This is a genomic window from Rudaea sp. (genome assembly GCF_057139185.1).
Genome location: NZ_DBNHDN010000017.1, coordinates 1 through 14,334, shown reverse-complemented (window position 1 = coordinate 14,334; position 14,334 = coordinate 1). Strand labels below are relative to the sequence as shown.

Here is a 14,334-nt window from a genome sequence, read left to right as displayed (position 1 = left end):
GAGCTAGCCGAAGACCTGGATCGGCCGCACCTCGATGCTGCCGACCAGCGCGCTCGGAATGCGCGCAGCGAGCGCGACCGCCTCGTCGAGATCCTTCGCCTCGACCAGATAGAAGCCGCCGAGCTGCTCGCGCGTCTCCGCGAACGGGCCGTCGGTAGCCGCGGCCTTGCCGTTGCGCACGCGCACGGTCGTCGCCGTCGAGGTCGGCTGCAGCGCATTGCCGGCCTTGAACTGGCCGCCCTCGATCATCGATTGGGTGCAGGCACGGTAGTCGCCCAGCAACTTGCCCAGATCCGCTTCGCTCATCGTCGCGTAGCGGGCTTCGTTTTCGTAGATCAGCAGCAGGTATTGCATCATCGTTTCCTCGAAGATTCGGCGGAATCGCCGTGATCTGGTCGAACGGCAGCGGCGCGAATCGACAGCGCCGGAAAAATTTTCCTTGCCGAAACCGGGTACGCTGAATCGAATCCTACTTTTTCAGCGCCAGCACCACGACGCCCGCGCCGACCATCGCGATACCGAGCCATTCGCGCAGTGATGGCCGCTCGCCGAGGAAGGCGAAGGCGAATATCGCGACGAGAACGAGGCTGAGCTTGTCGACCGGCGCGACCTGCGAGGCATTGCCGAGTTTCAGCGCGCGGAAATAGCAGACCCACGACGCGCCCGTGGCCAGGCCGGACAGAACGAGAAAGAACCACGTGCGCGTCGACAATTCGAGCGGATTGCTCCATTTTCCGGTTGCGTAGACGAACGCGGCGAGCACGACGATGATCACGGCGGTGCGGATCAGCGTGGCCAGGTCGGAATCCACGCCCTCGATGCCGATCTTGGCGAAAACCGCAGTCAGCGCGGCGAACACCGCCGAGGCGAGTGCCCAGAAAAGCCAAGTCGATGCGGTCATGCGGTCCGCGCCTCGCGCCGGTGGAATCGCAATCAGTGTAGCGCAGCGGCGGCAGGCGTGATTCCGCGTCGCGGTTCAGTTGCCGGCTGAAACGATGCGGACATCGGGCACCCACAGCTCGCGCCAGCGTGCGGTCTTTTCCTCCGCACCGAGTTTTTGCGGCGAGACCGGCAGCACGGCGCCGAAGCCGGGTTCGCCGTCGAGGCAGGCCGCATTGACCGCGGCGTAGACGCGCGCCGCCTGCGCGTAGGTCACCGCGACGAGTACGCCGCAGGCGGCACAGCAGGAACGTGGCCGTGCCCGACCCCTGGCGATACTCCAGCGGGCCGCCGTTGCGCGTGGCAAGCTCGAGCCGCCCACCCGGATCGGAAACCCAGGACGCACCGTGCTTGCGGCAGAACGGGCAATCGCATGCGCGCGGCCTGATGGTCGCGGCCGCGAGCGTCGTCGAAAACTCGACGCTCAGGCCGCCGCAGTGACAGCCTCCGCGCAGCATCGCCGCGTTGCCTTCACTCCGCGTCCTTGTCCTTCGCGAATGCGCCCGGCGCCGAACCGAAGTCGCCGTCGGCCTGTGCGGCCATATAGGCCCAGGCGGCGTAGACGGCGACGTTCTGCGCCAGCTCCTTCGGGTCGATCTTGTCGAGCGTGTCGTTCGCCGTGTGATGGACGTCGAAGTAGTGCGCGCCGTCCTGCAGCAGGGTCAGCGCTGCCATGCCCTTGGCATGCATCTGCGAAAGATCGGAGCCGCCGCCGCCGGATTTCGTTTCGTCGTAGTCGACACCGAGCGGTTTGAGCACGGCGGCGATTTGCGCGATCGCCGCACGCGCCTGCGGTTTCACGCTCGCGCTCATGCGCCAGATCGGGCCGGAACCGAAATCGGATTCGGTGCCGAGCACGTGCCTTGCGACTTCGCCGGCATGTTGCTGCGCGTAAGCCTTGCCGCCGTAGAGGCCGGCTTCCTCGTTGGCGAACGCGATGACGCGGATCGTGCGCTCGGGCCGCTGCGGCATCTGCTTGATCAGATGCGCGGCGGCGGCGGTGATTGCCACGCCGGCGGCATCGTCGATCGCGCCCGTGCCCGGATCCCAGGAGTCGAGATGACCGCCGATGTCGATGATCTGGTCGGGGTGCTTGCTGCCAGTGACTTCGCCGATCACGTTGGCACCGGTGTATTCGCCGTCGAAGCCGACGTCGAGGTCGAGCTTGACCGTCACCGGCTTGCCGTAGGCGAGCACGCGCTCGAGTTGGTCGGCGTCGGGGTTCGACAGCGCGGCGGCGGGGATGCCGTTGGCCGAGGCGTCGGCGAAGCCGGTCACGCCGGTATGCGCCATGCGGTCGCTCGCGTCGGTACCGGCCGAGCGCAGCAGAAATGCCCCGGCGCCCTTGCCCGCCGCCAGCGGCGGCCCGTCGACGCGGATCGACGAGCCCGTGCCGTAGTCGTGGCCGTCCTTGTGCCGCTGCATGCGGAAGCCGACGTAGACGATCTTGCCTTTCACCGTGGCCGGATCGGCGGCCTTGAGCGCGTCGAGATTCTCGAAACGCACGACTTCGGCGGTGAGGCCGCCGGCGGGCGTCGGGAAGCTGTGGCCGAGCGCGGTCACGACGAGGTTCTGCGGGAACGGCGCGACGATCGCGCCGGATTCGTGGCGGCGCACCCATTTCGGATAGGTCACCGGCTCGGCATAGACCTTGTCGAAGCCGAGCGCCTTGAAGCGGGCGATCACCCATTCGCGCGCTTTCGCGTCGTTGTCGCTCGCGGCGAGGCGCGGGCCGATTTCCGTGGTCAGGTCCGTGACGAACTTGTACGCGGTGCCGTCGTTCATGGCGCGGTCGCGCAACTGTTCGGCGGCGCGCACGGCCGCGTCGGGGATGCGCGTGTCGGCAGCGTGTGCGGCGCTTGCGGCGAGTGCCGAAACGACGGTGAGACTCAAGGCGGAAAGGACTTTCACGGCGGACTCCGGGGGACTGACGGGAAGAAAACGGTACGCGGCGCATGCTTGCGGCGGCCCCAAGAATCGCAAAATCTGCCGCCGCGCTGTAGGGCCGCTTTGCGCGCGCACGGGGCGGCCATGTTTTGCATGGGTTGCGCGGGCGCGCAAAAAGAAAGGGCGCGGCAGAATCGCCGCGCCCCGTTTCATCGTGAGGCGGACGGCTATTTCTTCAGCGCGTCGCGGATCTCGGTCAGCAGTTTTTCGGTCGCGGTCGGCTCAGGCGGCGCGGCCGGCGCTTCCTCGGCTTTCTTCGTCATCGAGTTGATGATCTTGACCACGAGGAAGATCGCCGCGGCGATGATGACGAACTGGATGATGGTGTTGAGGAACACGCCGATCTGGATCGCGACCTCGCCCTTGCCGTCGGCGCCGGCGGCCTTGAGTATCCATTTCCACGCCGAGAAATCGATGCCGCCGATCAGCAGGCCGATCGGCGGCATGATGACATTGTCGACGAGCGAGGAGACGATCTTGCCGAATGCGGCGCCGATGACGACGCCGACGGCGAGGTCGACGACATTGCCGCGCAGAACGAAAGCCTTGAATTCGGTAGCCAGACTCATGGGAGACCTCAGTGTCAGTTGTGGGGGAACAACGATCCATGACGCGGTCGCTAATTTACACCAATGGGCATCGAAGGAAACCCATTTTTTTGCCCGGCGGAAGCGCGCCCGGTTCAGCCCGTCTCGCCCGTCCTTCGGCGCCCGAATTTGAGCGCGCGCCGCACCGCATCCACCGCGCAGGCCTTGATTTCGACCAGGCAGAACGGTGGTACCGCTTCGTGCAGCGTATCGCCGGTGGTGTCGGTTGCGATCGTGGCCGATGCTTCGGCCACGCGACCCACAACACGCCGCGGTCGGCGAGGCCCGCGATCAGGTCGGGCAGGCCACGCCACAGTGTCGCTCGCCGGGTGGTGAAAACATGAGCGAAGTCGCAGCGGCCGGCGCTGTGCGCAATCAAGGCAACCTGTGTGGCGTCGAAGCCGCATAGACTGAAAGAGCCGTCCGGCGCGCCGACCAGGCGCACGCGCAGCCCCGGCTAGCCTCAATTTCGGCCGCAGCGGCTTGCCGGAATAGCCGGCTGCGAGTGCGGGCATTTTTTTGCGGCGGTCGACATGGCGGAATTGCTGCGTGTCGAAATGGGTGTGTCTCGTTCGTCGGGATCGAGAAAGGCAGGGCGAGAATCAGACGTGCCGCTGCATCGTCTGCGATGCGGTGACCTGACAATTGTCATTGCGCATTCGTGAGGACTGCCCCTGCCGCGCGAATCATGGCGACGGTAGTCTGTGGCAAACTTCGGGAATCGAAGCATTCGCATGGGCATCATGGACAAATCGGATCTGCTGAACGAGCTGCGTATCGGCAAGGAGCATCGCGACGATCACGCAAACGGTGGACCGCATTGGCCCTGGATCGCCGTCGCGTCCCTCGTCGCACTCGCCGCCGTCGGCGCCGCAGGCTGGTACTACGTCGCCGGCAACATCCACGGGTTCACCGTCGAGGCGGCGACCGCATCCGCGCCGAACGCCGGCGGCGCCGACACCTCGGTGCTGCAGGCGACCGGCTACGTGACCGCGCGTCGCGCGGCGACGGTGTCCGCGCAGATCACCGGTACGCTGACCGAGGTGCTGATCGAAGAAGGCGAGCGGGTGGAAAAGGGCCAGGTGCTGGCGCGCCTGGAATCGACCCAGCAGCAGGCGTATCTGGCGCAGGCGCAGGCCGGCGCGCATGCGGCGCAGGCGCAGCTTGCCCAGGTTCAGGCGCTGCTCGCGCAGAACCAGCGCGACCTTGCGCGCCAGCAGGACATCGTCGCGCGCAAGCTCGCCTCGCAGCAGTCGCTCGAGCTTGCGCAGACGCAGGTCGCAACGCAGGCCGCCACGGTTGCCGCGCAGCGCAGGCAGGTCGACGTGGCTCTGGCGAACGTGCAAGCGGCGCAGGTACAGCTCGACTACTGCACCGTGCGCGCGCCGTTCAGCGGCATGGTCACGGCCAAGGCCGCGCAGGTCGGCGAGATCGTCTCACCTTTGTCGGCGGGTGGCGGCTTCACCCGCACCGGCGTCGGCACGATCGTCGACATGGACTCGCTCGAAATCGAGGTCGACGTCAACGAGTCCTACATCTCGCGCGTCGTGCCGAAGCAGTCCGCACAGGCGACGCTCGACGCCTATCCGGACTGGAAGATTCCCGCGCACGTCATCGCGATCATTCCCACCGCCGACCGCGGCAAGGCGACGGTCAAGGTGCGTATCGGCATCGATGCGAAGGACCCGCGCATCCTGCCCGACATGGGCGCGCGCGTGTCGTTCTTCGAGGACGCGTCGGACGCATCGAAAACAGCGGCAGCGACGCCGCCGAAAGGCGTCCTCGTTCCCGTGTCCGCGATCGTCAGGCGCGAGGGCAAGGACATCGTGTTCGCGATCGATGCGGACCATGCGCGCGCCAGGACCGTTGCTCCGGGGCAAACCTACAACGACTTGCGCCTGGTCGAAGGCATCGGCGCGGGCACGCGCGTGATCAAGCAGCCACCGGCGGAATTGAGCGACGGCGCCAAAGTGGAAATCAAGTCGAAATAGCGATCTTCCCTTCCCTCCGCGCGAGAAAGTGCCCGAAGGGCGGATGAGGGAAGGGCGTTGCAGATTGAAGTGAGAGTTGGAAGTCGAGAGGTTTTCCCTCATCCGGCGCTTCGCGCCACCTTACTCCCGGCGGGAGCAGGGAAGAAAAAAGCAGAGAGGAGTTCAGGCATGAGTACGCTGGTCGAAATCCGCAATGTCAGCAAGGTGTACGAGCGCGGCAAGCAGAAGGTCGAGGTGTTGCATCACGTCGATCTGAACATCGCGCAGGGCGATTTCCTCGCGCTGATGGGGCCGTCCGGTTCGGGCAAGACGACGCTGCTCAACCTGATCGGCGGCCTCGACTCGCCGACCCAGGGCCAGATCAGCGTCGGTGGCGCGCGCATCGACAACCTCAACCAGGGCGCGTTGGCGAAGTGGCGCGCATCCAACGTCGGCTTCATCTTCCAGTTCTACAACCTGCTGCCGATGCTGTCGGCGCAGAAGAACGTCGAACTGCCGCTGCTGCTGACCAAACTCGGCGCAGCGCAGCGCAGGAAGAACGCGGCGATCGCGCTGCAGCTCGTCGGCCTTGCCGACCGCGCCGGGCACAAGCCGACCGAACTGTCGGGCGGCCAGCAGCAGCGCGTCGCGATCGCGCGCGCGATCGTGTCCGACCCGACCTTGCTGGTCTGCGACGAGCCGACCGGCGACCTCGACCGCCAATCCGCCGAAGACGTGCTCGGCCTGTTGCAGACGCTCAATCGCCAGCACGGCAAGACCATCGTCATGGTCACGCATGACCCGAAAGCCGCCGAGTACGCGAGCCACACCCTGCATCTGGACAAAGGCGCGCTGGTCGAACAAGCCGCGCACGTCTGAGGGAGCGCCGTCATGAAATATCTGCATCTCATCTGGGCGGCGCTGTTCCGCCGCAAGACGCGCACGATCCTTACCCTCGTGTCGATCACCGCGGCTTTCCTGCTGTTCGGCCTGCTCGATGCCGTGCGCGTGTCGTTCGAACAGGCCGGGCAGAGCGTGAACGGCGCCGAGCGGCTGCAGACCCAATCGCGCCTGTCTTTCATCCAGACGCTGCCCTCCGCGCTGGAATCGCGGATCGCTGCGGTCGACGGTGTCAAGGACGTGGCCTATGCGAACTGGTTCGGCGGCGCCTATCAGGACCCGCACAACCAGATTTTCACGTTTGCGGTGAGCCCGAACTATCTCGATGTCTACCCCGAAGTCGAAGTCGATCCGGCGCAGCGCAAAGCCTGGGACGCCACGCAGAACGGCATTCTCGCGGGTGAGGCGCTGATCAAGAAATACGGCTGGAAGATCGGCGACAAGATTCCGCTGCAGTCGCAGATCTTCCCGAACAAGGAGGGCTCGAAGAACTGGAACTTCGACCTGCTCGGCGTGATGAAGTCGAAGGACGGCAAGGCGTTCCAGAGCCAGATGATCATCCTGCACTGGAAGAACTTCGACGAGACCACGCCGTACAATCGCGGCCAGGTCGGCTGGTACATCAGCCGCGTGAAGGACGTCAACGACGCCGATCGCGTGGCCAAGGCGATCGACGCGCTGTCGGCCAACTCGGACCACGAAACCAAGACGATGACCGAGCAGGCGGTGATGGCGAACTGGATCAAGCAGTCGGTCAACATCAGTCTCATCGTAACCTCGATCATGGGCGCGGTGTTCTTCACCCTGCTGCTGCTCACCGGCAACACGATGATGCAGGCCGTGCGCGAGCGCACCTCCGAGCTTGCCGTGCTCAAGACGATCGGCTTTTCGAACACGAGCGTGCTCGGCATGGTGCTGGCCGAATCGGTGCTGCTGCTCCTGCTCGGCGGCATCATCGGCCTGGCCCTCGTCAGCGTGTTGTCACCGGCGATCAGCCAGGGCAGCGGCGGCGTGCTGAACCTTCCGCGCGTGGGCGGCACGACCTGGGTGCTCGGCGTCGCGCTGGCGCTCGCGATCGGCCTCGTGATCGGCGGCCTGCCGGCGCTGCGCGCGATGCGGCTCAATATCGTCGATGCCCTCGCGGGCCGTTAACGGAGACCAACGATGAAATTCCTGACCGGCCTTGCGACGTTTCTCGTCGTCCTTCTGAGCATCGTCTTTTTCGTCGTCCTGCCGTGGCAGGGGCTCGTCGTCATCGCGCTGGCGCTCGCCGCGTGGATGGGCCTGACGCGCCGCGGGCAGCAGGCGGCTTCCGTCACCGGCGTAGGCGTCAGCACGCTGGGCCAGCGCCTGGGTTCGTCCGCGGTCATCGTGATCGGCATCGCCGGCGTCGTCGGCGTGCTCGTCGCGCTGTTCGCGATGGCGCAAGGCTATGCGGACACGCTGCGCAGCACCGGCAGCGCCGACACGGCGATCGTGTTGCGCGGCGCGTCGGCTTCGGAGGTTTCCTCGGTGCTCAGCCACGACAGCGTGCTCGTGATCGGGCAGGCGCCGGGCGTCGCCAAGGACGCCGAAGGCAAGCCGATCGTTTCGGCCGAACTGGTCGTGGCCGCGAACCTGCCGCTCAAGAACGCCAAGAGCAGCGACGATTTCGGCAGTGTGCAATTGCGCGGCATCGGCGAGGAAGCGTGGAAGCTGCGCAAGAACGCGAAGATCCTCGCCGGACGCAAACCCGAACCGGGCAAGTACGAGCTCGTCGCCGGCAAGGGTGCGCAGGCGAATTTTTCCGGCCTCGAGCCGGGCAAGGAGATCAAGCTCGGCAGCCAGCTCTGGACCGTCAGCGGCGTCTTCGCGACCGGCGATTCGTTCGAATCCGAAATCTGGGCCGATGCGCAGATCGTCGGCGCCGCCTACCGGCGCGGGTCGAGCGTGACCACGGTGTTCGCGCGCCTGACCGGAGCGGACGCGTTCGAGCCGTTCAAGGCCGCGCTGACGTCCGACCCGCGTCTGCAGGTCGATGTCGACACCACGCTCGGCTATTTCAGCAAGCAGTCCGAGGGCATGTCCAAGATCATCACGATCATCGGCAGCGTGGTCGGCGCGATCATGGCGATCGGCGCGGTGTTCGGTGCGCTCAACACCATGTTCGCCGCAGTCGCGACGCGCGCGCGCGAGATCGCGACCTTGCGCGCGATCGGTTTCCGCGGCCTGCCCGTCGTCGTCGCGATCATGCTCGAGACGATGCTGCTGGCGCTGATCGGCGGCGCGCTCGGCGGCCTGATTGCGTGGCTGATCTTCAACGGCTACACCGCGTCCACGCTCGCGGGCGGGAGCACGGGCGCGCTGACGTTCCAGTTCCACGTCGCCCCGTCGGTGCTGTGGACCGGCCTCAAGTGGGCGCTCGCGATCGGCTTCATCGGCGGTTTGTATCCGGCGCTGCGCGCGGCGCGGTTGCCGGTGACGACGGCGCTGCGCGAGTCCTGACAGGTAAACGCGGGGCGCGATTCGTCGCGCTCCGCGGGGCCGCCCCGCATCGAGCGTGGTTGCCGCAAGAGCAGGCAACGCAAGCGCCGCTACGTCAACGCAAGATGCCTCGCTTCGAGCGCGCCTGCGCCGCGCGGCCGCGCCTGCGGTGTCGCGCCCGCATCGAGCGGCGTGCCGCGCACGACGTGCGCGAACATGCGATCGAGCGCGACGTAGGCATACGCCAGCATCGGCACGTAGCGTTCGCCGAAGCCGGGCCAGGCGAGAAACGAATCGAAGTGCTGCGCATGCGGCACGCGCCAGTACGCCGCGTCGCGTCCGTGCGCGCGCAGCCAGGCGAGATAGGCATCCGATGAAAACGTCGGCGGAATCAGCCCATCCTCGGCGCCGTGGACGAGGAAGATCGGCAACTCCTTGCGCGGCAGCCGTGCCTGCGTTGCCTGCACCGATTCGCGCAGGCGTATCGCCGGGTCGCCGTCGCCGGTCCACAGTCCGCGCAAAGCCATGAGGCCGGGCCAGTTCGGATCGGCACCGTGCCCTGGCGCGGCCTCGCCGAGGAATACGCCGGCGCCCGGTGGAATGCCGCTCGCGTCGCTCCACCAGGCGGCGCGTTCGGTCGTGGTCGCCTGGCGCGGTCGGAAGTCGGCGTCGAGTGCCGTGAAGCGGAAACCGCCCGGCATCGCGCCGACGCGGCTTCGCGTGTACGCGCTCGCGTAGGTCGCGCCGAACGCGCGCCAGATATCGTAGGCCGCCGTGCTCGCCGCGGTCGCGAGCGCGCCGTCTTCCCAGCCGCCCGCGCGCAGGCGCGCGAGCGCTTCCGCGGCCTGCGCCGGTGTGCTGCCGGCCGGCACGATGCCGGCATCGACCAGACTGGCGCAGCGCGCGGCCCAGCCCGCGATGGCGTTGCCCGGCAGCCTCGCCAGCACGCCGCGGACCGTGTCGAAACGCGCATCGAGCAGCGCGCAGGGCGTGAGCAGCGCCGCCTCGCTCGCATAGTCGTAGAGCGGTCTCGCGTGGCTGCCGTCGACGTTCGCGACATGGACGTTCGGCTCCACCGCGACGACGCCAGCCAGCCAACCCGCGGCGTCGAGCCCCGCCGCTTGCAGTGCCGCCGCGCCACCGTTGGACAGGCCGGCCGCGATGATCCGCGTGTTCTGCGGGGTGAACGGTGCGGCCTGCGGAAACGCGCGGTCGAGCATGGCGAGGCCGAACTGCGCGGCCTGCAGCAGATGCTCGCCCCAATGCGCCTCGGGATTGTCGGTCGAGTGCGCATGCTTGATCGCAATGCCGGCATCGCCGGACCAGTCGGTCGGCACGAACTCGAGTTCGGCCGCGCCGCATTCGGCGCGCGTGCCGTCGAGCGCAACGCCGCTGTCCGTCGCCGTGTCGAAGTAACCCGAGCCGGCGCCCTTGTCGGTGTAGGCGACCGCGCAGCGATGCGCGAGTCCCCACACGCCGGCGACCGCGATCGCGCCGTAGATGCCGCGCGAACCCGACGATGCGGTCACGATCAGGCAGCGCGCATCGGCGTCGAAGCTGTCCGGTATCTGCGCGAGCACGCGATGCGGTTGGGTCGAGCCTGCGACGCGTGCGAACGCCTGGTACTCGCGGCCATCGACCTTCGGCACGGCGCCGTAGACCGCACCGTAGCCGCCGAGCGGGCCGAGGTCGGCGATGCCGGTCCACGCCGTCTGGATCGCGCGCCGGCGCAGTTCCGCCGGTATGGGTGCGGCCGTATCGGCGAACGGCGCGGGCGCCGCGCGCAGCCCGGCCAGGCCGAGCCCGGCGCTGACAAGATCGTCGCCGCCGTGATGCGTGGTTTCGCGGATGGTGCCGAGCGGAAAGGTTATCGACATCGCTGCCTCCGCTGGCAACGATACCATGCGTACATCGGGCACCAGCGAACTGCTACAGTGCGCGCCGATGGGCACGCGCATCCTGATTGCCGACGATCATCCGCTGTTCCGCGCCGCGCTGCGCAGCGCGGTGATGCAGGCCGAGCCCGATGCGGTGGTCGCCGAGGCTGACGACCTTGCCGGCGTGATCGCACGGCTCGAAGCCGAAGCCGATACCGACCTCGTCCTGCTCGACCTGCACATGCGCGACAGTCACGGCCTGACCGGCCTGGCCGCGCTGCGCGCGCAGTTTCCCGCAGTCGCCGTGCTTGTCGTCTCCGCCTCCGAGGAGGCCGGCGTCGTGCGTCGCGCGCTCGACCACGGCGCGGTCGGCTTCGTGCCGAAGAGCACGCCGCCGGCGGACATCGGCATCGCAATCCGCGCCGTGCTCGCCGGAGAACGCTGGCTGCCGCCGGCGCTCGCGCACGCGCTCGACTCGGCGCAGAGCGACCCGGCCGATGCCGTGCTTGCCGCACGCCTGTCGCGCCTGACCGGCCAGCAGTTCCGCGTGCTCGCGCAGATCGGCGAAGGTCGCCTCAACAAGCAGATCGCCGACTCGCTCGGCATCCAGGAGCGCACCGTCAAGGCACACGTCAGCGCCATCTTCGAGAAGCTCGGCGTGCGCAATCGCACGCAGGCGAGCGTCCTGTTGCAACAGCTGGTACTGCGGCAGAAATAGTCCGCGGCCGTTGCGGCGCGCGCTGGCATTCCGCGTTCGTCATTCCCGTGGAAGCCGGAATCCAGCGCCTTCGCTGCTTCCGCTGCCAAGGCGAAGGCCTCGGGTTGCCCGCGTCGAGCGGGACGCCGTTGTCCAATCCGGACATCTGCCATCGCCGCGTTCCGCACGGCAGCCGTGCCCCTACGCGGAACGGATCAGCTCCGCCGCGTGCTCGGCGATCATGATCGTCGGTGCGTTGGTGTTGCCGCCCGGCAGCGTCGGCATCACCGAGGCGTCGACGACGCGCAGGCCCGGTACGCCACGCACGCGCAACGCCGCATCGACCACGGCATCGTCGTCGTTGCCCATGCGGCAGGTGCCGACCGGGTGGTAGACGGTCTCCGCCTTGCGCCGGATGAACGCCGTGATCGCGGCGTCGTCGCGCACGTCCGCGCCGGGATAGACCTCGGCACCGCGATAGGCATCGAACGCCGGTGCGGCGAAGATGTCGCGCGACCGCTTGACGCCTTCGATCAGCATCTTCAAATCGTAGCCTTCGGCGTCGCTGAGATAGTTGGCGCGTATCTCCGGTTTGGTGCCCGGATCGGCGGACGCGAGGCGGATCGTGCCGCGGCTCCTCGGCCGCAGCATGCACGCGTGCATGGTGAAGCCGTAGCCGGGCAGGCGATGGCGGCCATGGTCGTCGAGCAGTGCGGGGATGAAATGGAATTGCAGGTCGCAGCGCTCGTCCGTCGCCCACTTCGTGCGCACGAAGCCGCCGGCCTCGGCGATGTTCGACGTGCCCGGGCCATCGCGCTTTGCCAGATACTTGAGCAGCACGGCGACGTCGTTGAGCCGGTCGTAGCTGACCGGCTGCGTGCACTGCTGCAGCGTGCAGATGTCGAGGTGATCCTGCAGGTTCGCGCCAACGCCGCCGAGATCCTGCACGACGCGAATGCCGTGCGCGCGCAGATGATCGGCCGGGCCGATGCCCGAGAGCATCAGCAGTTGCGGCGAGTTGATCGCGCCGCCGCAGAGGATCACTTCGCCACCCTCCGCGCGCGTGAGGCGGCCGCCGTGACGGTAATCGACGCCGATCGCGCGGTGCCCGTCGAACAGCACGCGCTCGGTGCGCGCGTGCGTGCGTATGCTGAGGTTCGGGCGCTTTTGCGCGGGGCGCAGATAGCCGACCGCGGTGGAACAACGCGCGCTGTTCTTCTGCGTGACCTGGTACGCACCGAAACCTTCCTGATGTGCGCCATTGAAATCGGGGTTGAGCGCGTGACCGCATTCCCCTGCGCCGGTGACGAACACGTCGGTCAACACGTTGCGGCAACGCAGATCCTGCACGGCCAGCGGCCCATCCGCGCCGTGCAGGTCGCTTGCGCCGCGTGTGTTGCCTTCGGCGCGCTTGAAGTAGGTCAGCACGTTCTGCCAGGCCCAGCGCCCGTCGCCGACCAGACGCGCCCATTCGTCGTAGTCGCGCGCATCGCCGCGGATATAGCACATCGCGTTGATCGAACTCGAGCCGCCGAGCACCTTGCCGCGCGGCCACCACAGTCGACGATTGTCGAGCTGCGCCTCGGGTTCGGTGGAATAGTCCCAGTTGACGCTCTTGTTGCCGGCCAGTTTGGCGAGGCCGGCGGGCATGTGGATGAACGGGTGCCAGTCGGACGGGCCGGCTTCGAGCAGCAGCACGCGCCGGTTCGGGTCTTCGCTCAAGCGGTTGGCCAGCACGCAACCGGCCGATCCGGCACCGACGATGATGCAGTCGTACTTCATGCGGAAATCCATGCGCCGCGCGCGCGGCAGACATGAGCGAGGCTAAAGGCCGGCGCTAGAGCAGATGCTCCATCGCAGCGCAACACGCGAGGCAATGCGGGTCAGCCGCGTGGCGGCGTTTCCGCAGTCACGGCGAACGCACTGCCCGGCACCGGATCGAGTTCGCGCACCTCGTTGACGAGGCCATAGCCGAGGCAAGGATTCTGCGCGAGCAGTTGCGCCGCCTCCTCGAGGCTGCGCGCGTACACGAACCAGTAGCCACCGATCACTTCCTTCGCTTCGGTGTAGGGTCCGTCAGTCACGCCGTGGCGCGAGACGGACTTGCCGTCCTTCATCAGCCGTGATCCGTGTTTCATCCGGCCCTCGGCGACCATGCGCTCGTGCCAGACGTAGAACGCGTCGATCGCGCGCTGGATGTCTTCCTTCGAGGCGGACGCGTCCCAATGGCCGCGCGAGATGACGAGGTATTCGAAACAAGGAGTGTTCGTGTTCATTCGGTGCGTTCGTTCGGCGTTTCAGGCATCGGGCGCATGCTCGGGCTGCGTCGCAACAAGTCGGCGCGTGCGCTCACTGCCCAGCCGGCGGCTGCCACAATTCCAGCTTGTTGCCGTCCGGGTCGATGACCCAGCCGAACTTGCCGTACTCCGACTCATCGACCTTGTCGACAACGTTGCAGCCTTCGCTGCGCAGCGCGGCGAGCAAGGCGTGCAGATCGGCAACACGGTAATTGATCATGAAAGGCGCCGGGCTCGGCTCGAAGTAACTCGTGTCGGCCTTGAACGGACTCCATACGGTTGTTCCAACGCCGGTCGGATTGTCTGCGGATGCCCAGCGAAACGCGGCGCCACCCCATGCTTCGACCTCGATGCCGAGGTGGACCCGGTACCACTCGGCCAGTGCCTTCGAATCGTTCGACTTGAAAAAGATGCCGCCAATGCCGGTAACTCGTTTCATGCAAGGTCTCCGGGTCAATGTGTTACCTCGTAAGCATTGTGGGTGTGATGCGACTCTTGGTGTGCGGCCATATCAACGCCTGAGTTAAGCGGCGCCGCGAAGCGGTGTCGGCTTGAATGATCGAATGGACTCCTCCCGCCGGTATATCGGCATCGAAGTGCCAAACTGAGTGTGCTGCATTCAGTTGACCTGACACGAGAGGAGTCCAGCATGCATGC

15 protein-coding genes are annotated in these 14,334 nt (G+C 67.0%); 5 read left to right on the top strand and 10 right to left on the bottom strand.

Annotated features, from left to right (window positions below; translation table 11 throughout):
• Positions 1 to 3: 3 nt before the first annotated feature.
• The 6 genes from AC16HO_RS06585 to AC16HO_RS06560 form a co-directional block, all read right to left on the bottom strand.
• Positions 4 to 354 (bottom strand): YciI family protein, encoded by a 351-nt coding sequence (locus AC16HO_RS06585; RefSeq protein ID WP_395643726.1) that lies wholly within the window; start codon positions 352 to 354, stop codon positions 4 to 6.
• A 115-nt stretch (positions 355 to 469) separates the two neighbouring features.
• Positions 470 to 901 carry an EamA family transporter gene (locus AC16HO_RS06580; RefSeq protein WP_395643725.1) on the bottom strand — a complete coding sequence of 144 codons (432 nt, stop codon included), beginning with the start codon at positions 899 to 901 and terminating at the stop codon, positions 470 to 472.
• 75 nt (positions 902 to 976) lie between these two features.
• A complete protein-coding gene (locus AC16HO_RS06575; protein ID WP_395643724.1) occupies positions 977 to 1,156 on the bottom strand; it encodes a hypothetical protein in 180 nt (59 codons plus the stop codon).
• A 254-nt stretch (positions 1,157 to 1,410) separates the two neighbouring features.
• Positions 1,411 to 2,850, bottom strand: coding sequence for a M20/M25/M40 family metallo-hydrolase (locus AC16HO_RS06570; RefSeq protein ID WP_395643723.1), 1,440 nt, complete (start codon positions 2,848 to 2,850; stop codon positions 1,411 to 1,413).
• Positions 2,851 to 3,053: 203 nt separating this feature from the next.
• Positions 3,054 to 3,455, bottom strand: coding sequence for a large-conductance mechanosensitive channel protein MscL (gene mscL, locus AC16HO_RS06565; RefSeq protein ID WP_395643722.1), 402 nt, complete (start codon positions 3,453 to 3,455; stop codon positions 3,054 to 3,056).
• 113 nt (positions 3,456 to 3,568) lie between these two features.
• Positions 3,569 to 3,727, bottom strand: coding sequence for a hypothetical protein (locus AC16HO_RS06560; protein WP_395643721.1), 159 nt, complete (start codon positions 3,725 to 3,727; stop codon positions 3,569 to 3,571).
• 489 nt (positions 3,728 to 4,216) lie between these two features.
• Here AC16HO_RS06560 and AC16HO_RS06555 point away from each other — a divergent pair, with 489 nt between their 5' ends.
• The 4 genes from AC16HO_RS06555 to AC16HO_RS06540 all read left to right on the top strand — a co-directional run bounded on the left by AC16HO_RS06555 (position 4,217) and on the right by AC16HO_RS06540 (position 8,827).
• A complete protein-coding gene (locus tag AC16HO_RS06555; protein ID WP_395643720.1) occupies positions 4,217 to 5,464 on the top strand; it encodes an efflux RND transporter periplasmic adaptor subunit in 1,248 nt (415 codons plus the stop codon).
• A 168-nt stretch (positions 5,465 to 5,632) separates the two neighbouring features.
• Positions 5,633 to 6,322, top strand: coding sequence for an ABC transporter ATP-binding protein (locus AC16HO_RS06550; RefSeq protein ID WP_395643719.1), 690 nt, complete (start codon positions 5,633 to 5,635; stop codon positions 6,320 to 6,322).
• A gap of 12 nt (positions 6,323 to 6,334) precedes the next feature.
• Positions 6,335 to 7,495, top strand: coding sequence for an ABC transporter permease (locus AC16HO_RS06545; protein WP_395643718.1), 1,161 nt, complete (start codon positions 6,335 to 6,337; stop codon positions 7,493 to 7,495).
• Positions 7,496 to 7,507: 12 nt separating this feature from the next.
• A complete protein-coding gene (locus AC16HO_RS06540) occupies positions 7,508 to 8,827 on the top strand; it encodes an ABC transporter permease (protein WP_395643717.1) in 1,320 nt (439 codons plus the stop codon).
• A gap of 89 nt (positions 8,828 to 8,916) precedes the next feature.
• Here the strand turns inward: AC16HO_RS06540 and AC16HO_RS06535 are convergent, their stop codons facing one another.
• Positions 8,917 to 10,683, bottom strand: coding sequence for a 3-hydroxybutyrate oligomer hydrolase family protein (locus tag AC16HO_RS06535; protein ID WP_395643716.1), 1,767 nt, complete (start codon positions 10,681 to 10,683; stop codon positions 8,917 to 8,919).
• Between the two features lie 25 nt (positions 10,684 to 10,708).
• Between AC16HO_RS06535 and AC16HO_RS06530 the strand changes: the two genes are divergently transcribed.
• A complete protein-coding gene (locus AC16HO_RS06530) occupies positions 10,709 to 11,401 on the top strand; it encodes a response regulator (RefSeq protein WP_395643715.1) in 693 nt (230 codons plus the stop codon).
• Positions 11,402 to 11,581: 180 nt separating this feature from the next.
• Here AC16HO_RS06530 and AC16HO_RS06525 read toward each other — a convergent pair whose 3' ends face one another.
• From AC16HO_RS06525 to AC16HO_RS06515, 3 genes are all read right to left on the bottom strand, one after another.
• On the bottom strand, positions 11,582 to 13,162 hold the full coding sequence (locus tag AC16HO_RS06525) for a GMC family oxidoreductase (RefSeq protein WP_395643714.1): 1,581 nt from the start codon (positions 13,160 to 13,162) through the stop codon (positions 11,582 to 11,584).
• 101 nt (positions 13,163 to 13,263) lie between these two features.
• Positions 13,264 to 13,656: a YciI family protein gene (locus AC16HO_RS06520; RefSeq protein WP_395643713.1), complete on the bottom strand. Its 393-nt coding sequence runs from the start codon at positions 13,654 to 13,656 to the stop codon at positions 13,264 to 13,266.
• 73 nt (positions 13,657 to 13,729) lie between these two features.
• Positions 13,730 to 14,116, bottom strand: a complete 387-nt coding sequence (locus AC16HO_RS06515) for a VOC family protein (RefSeq protein ID WP_395643712.1) — start codon at positions 14,114 to 14,116, stop codon at positions 13,730 to 13,732.
• Positions 14,117 to 14,334 lie beyond the last annotated feature (218 nt).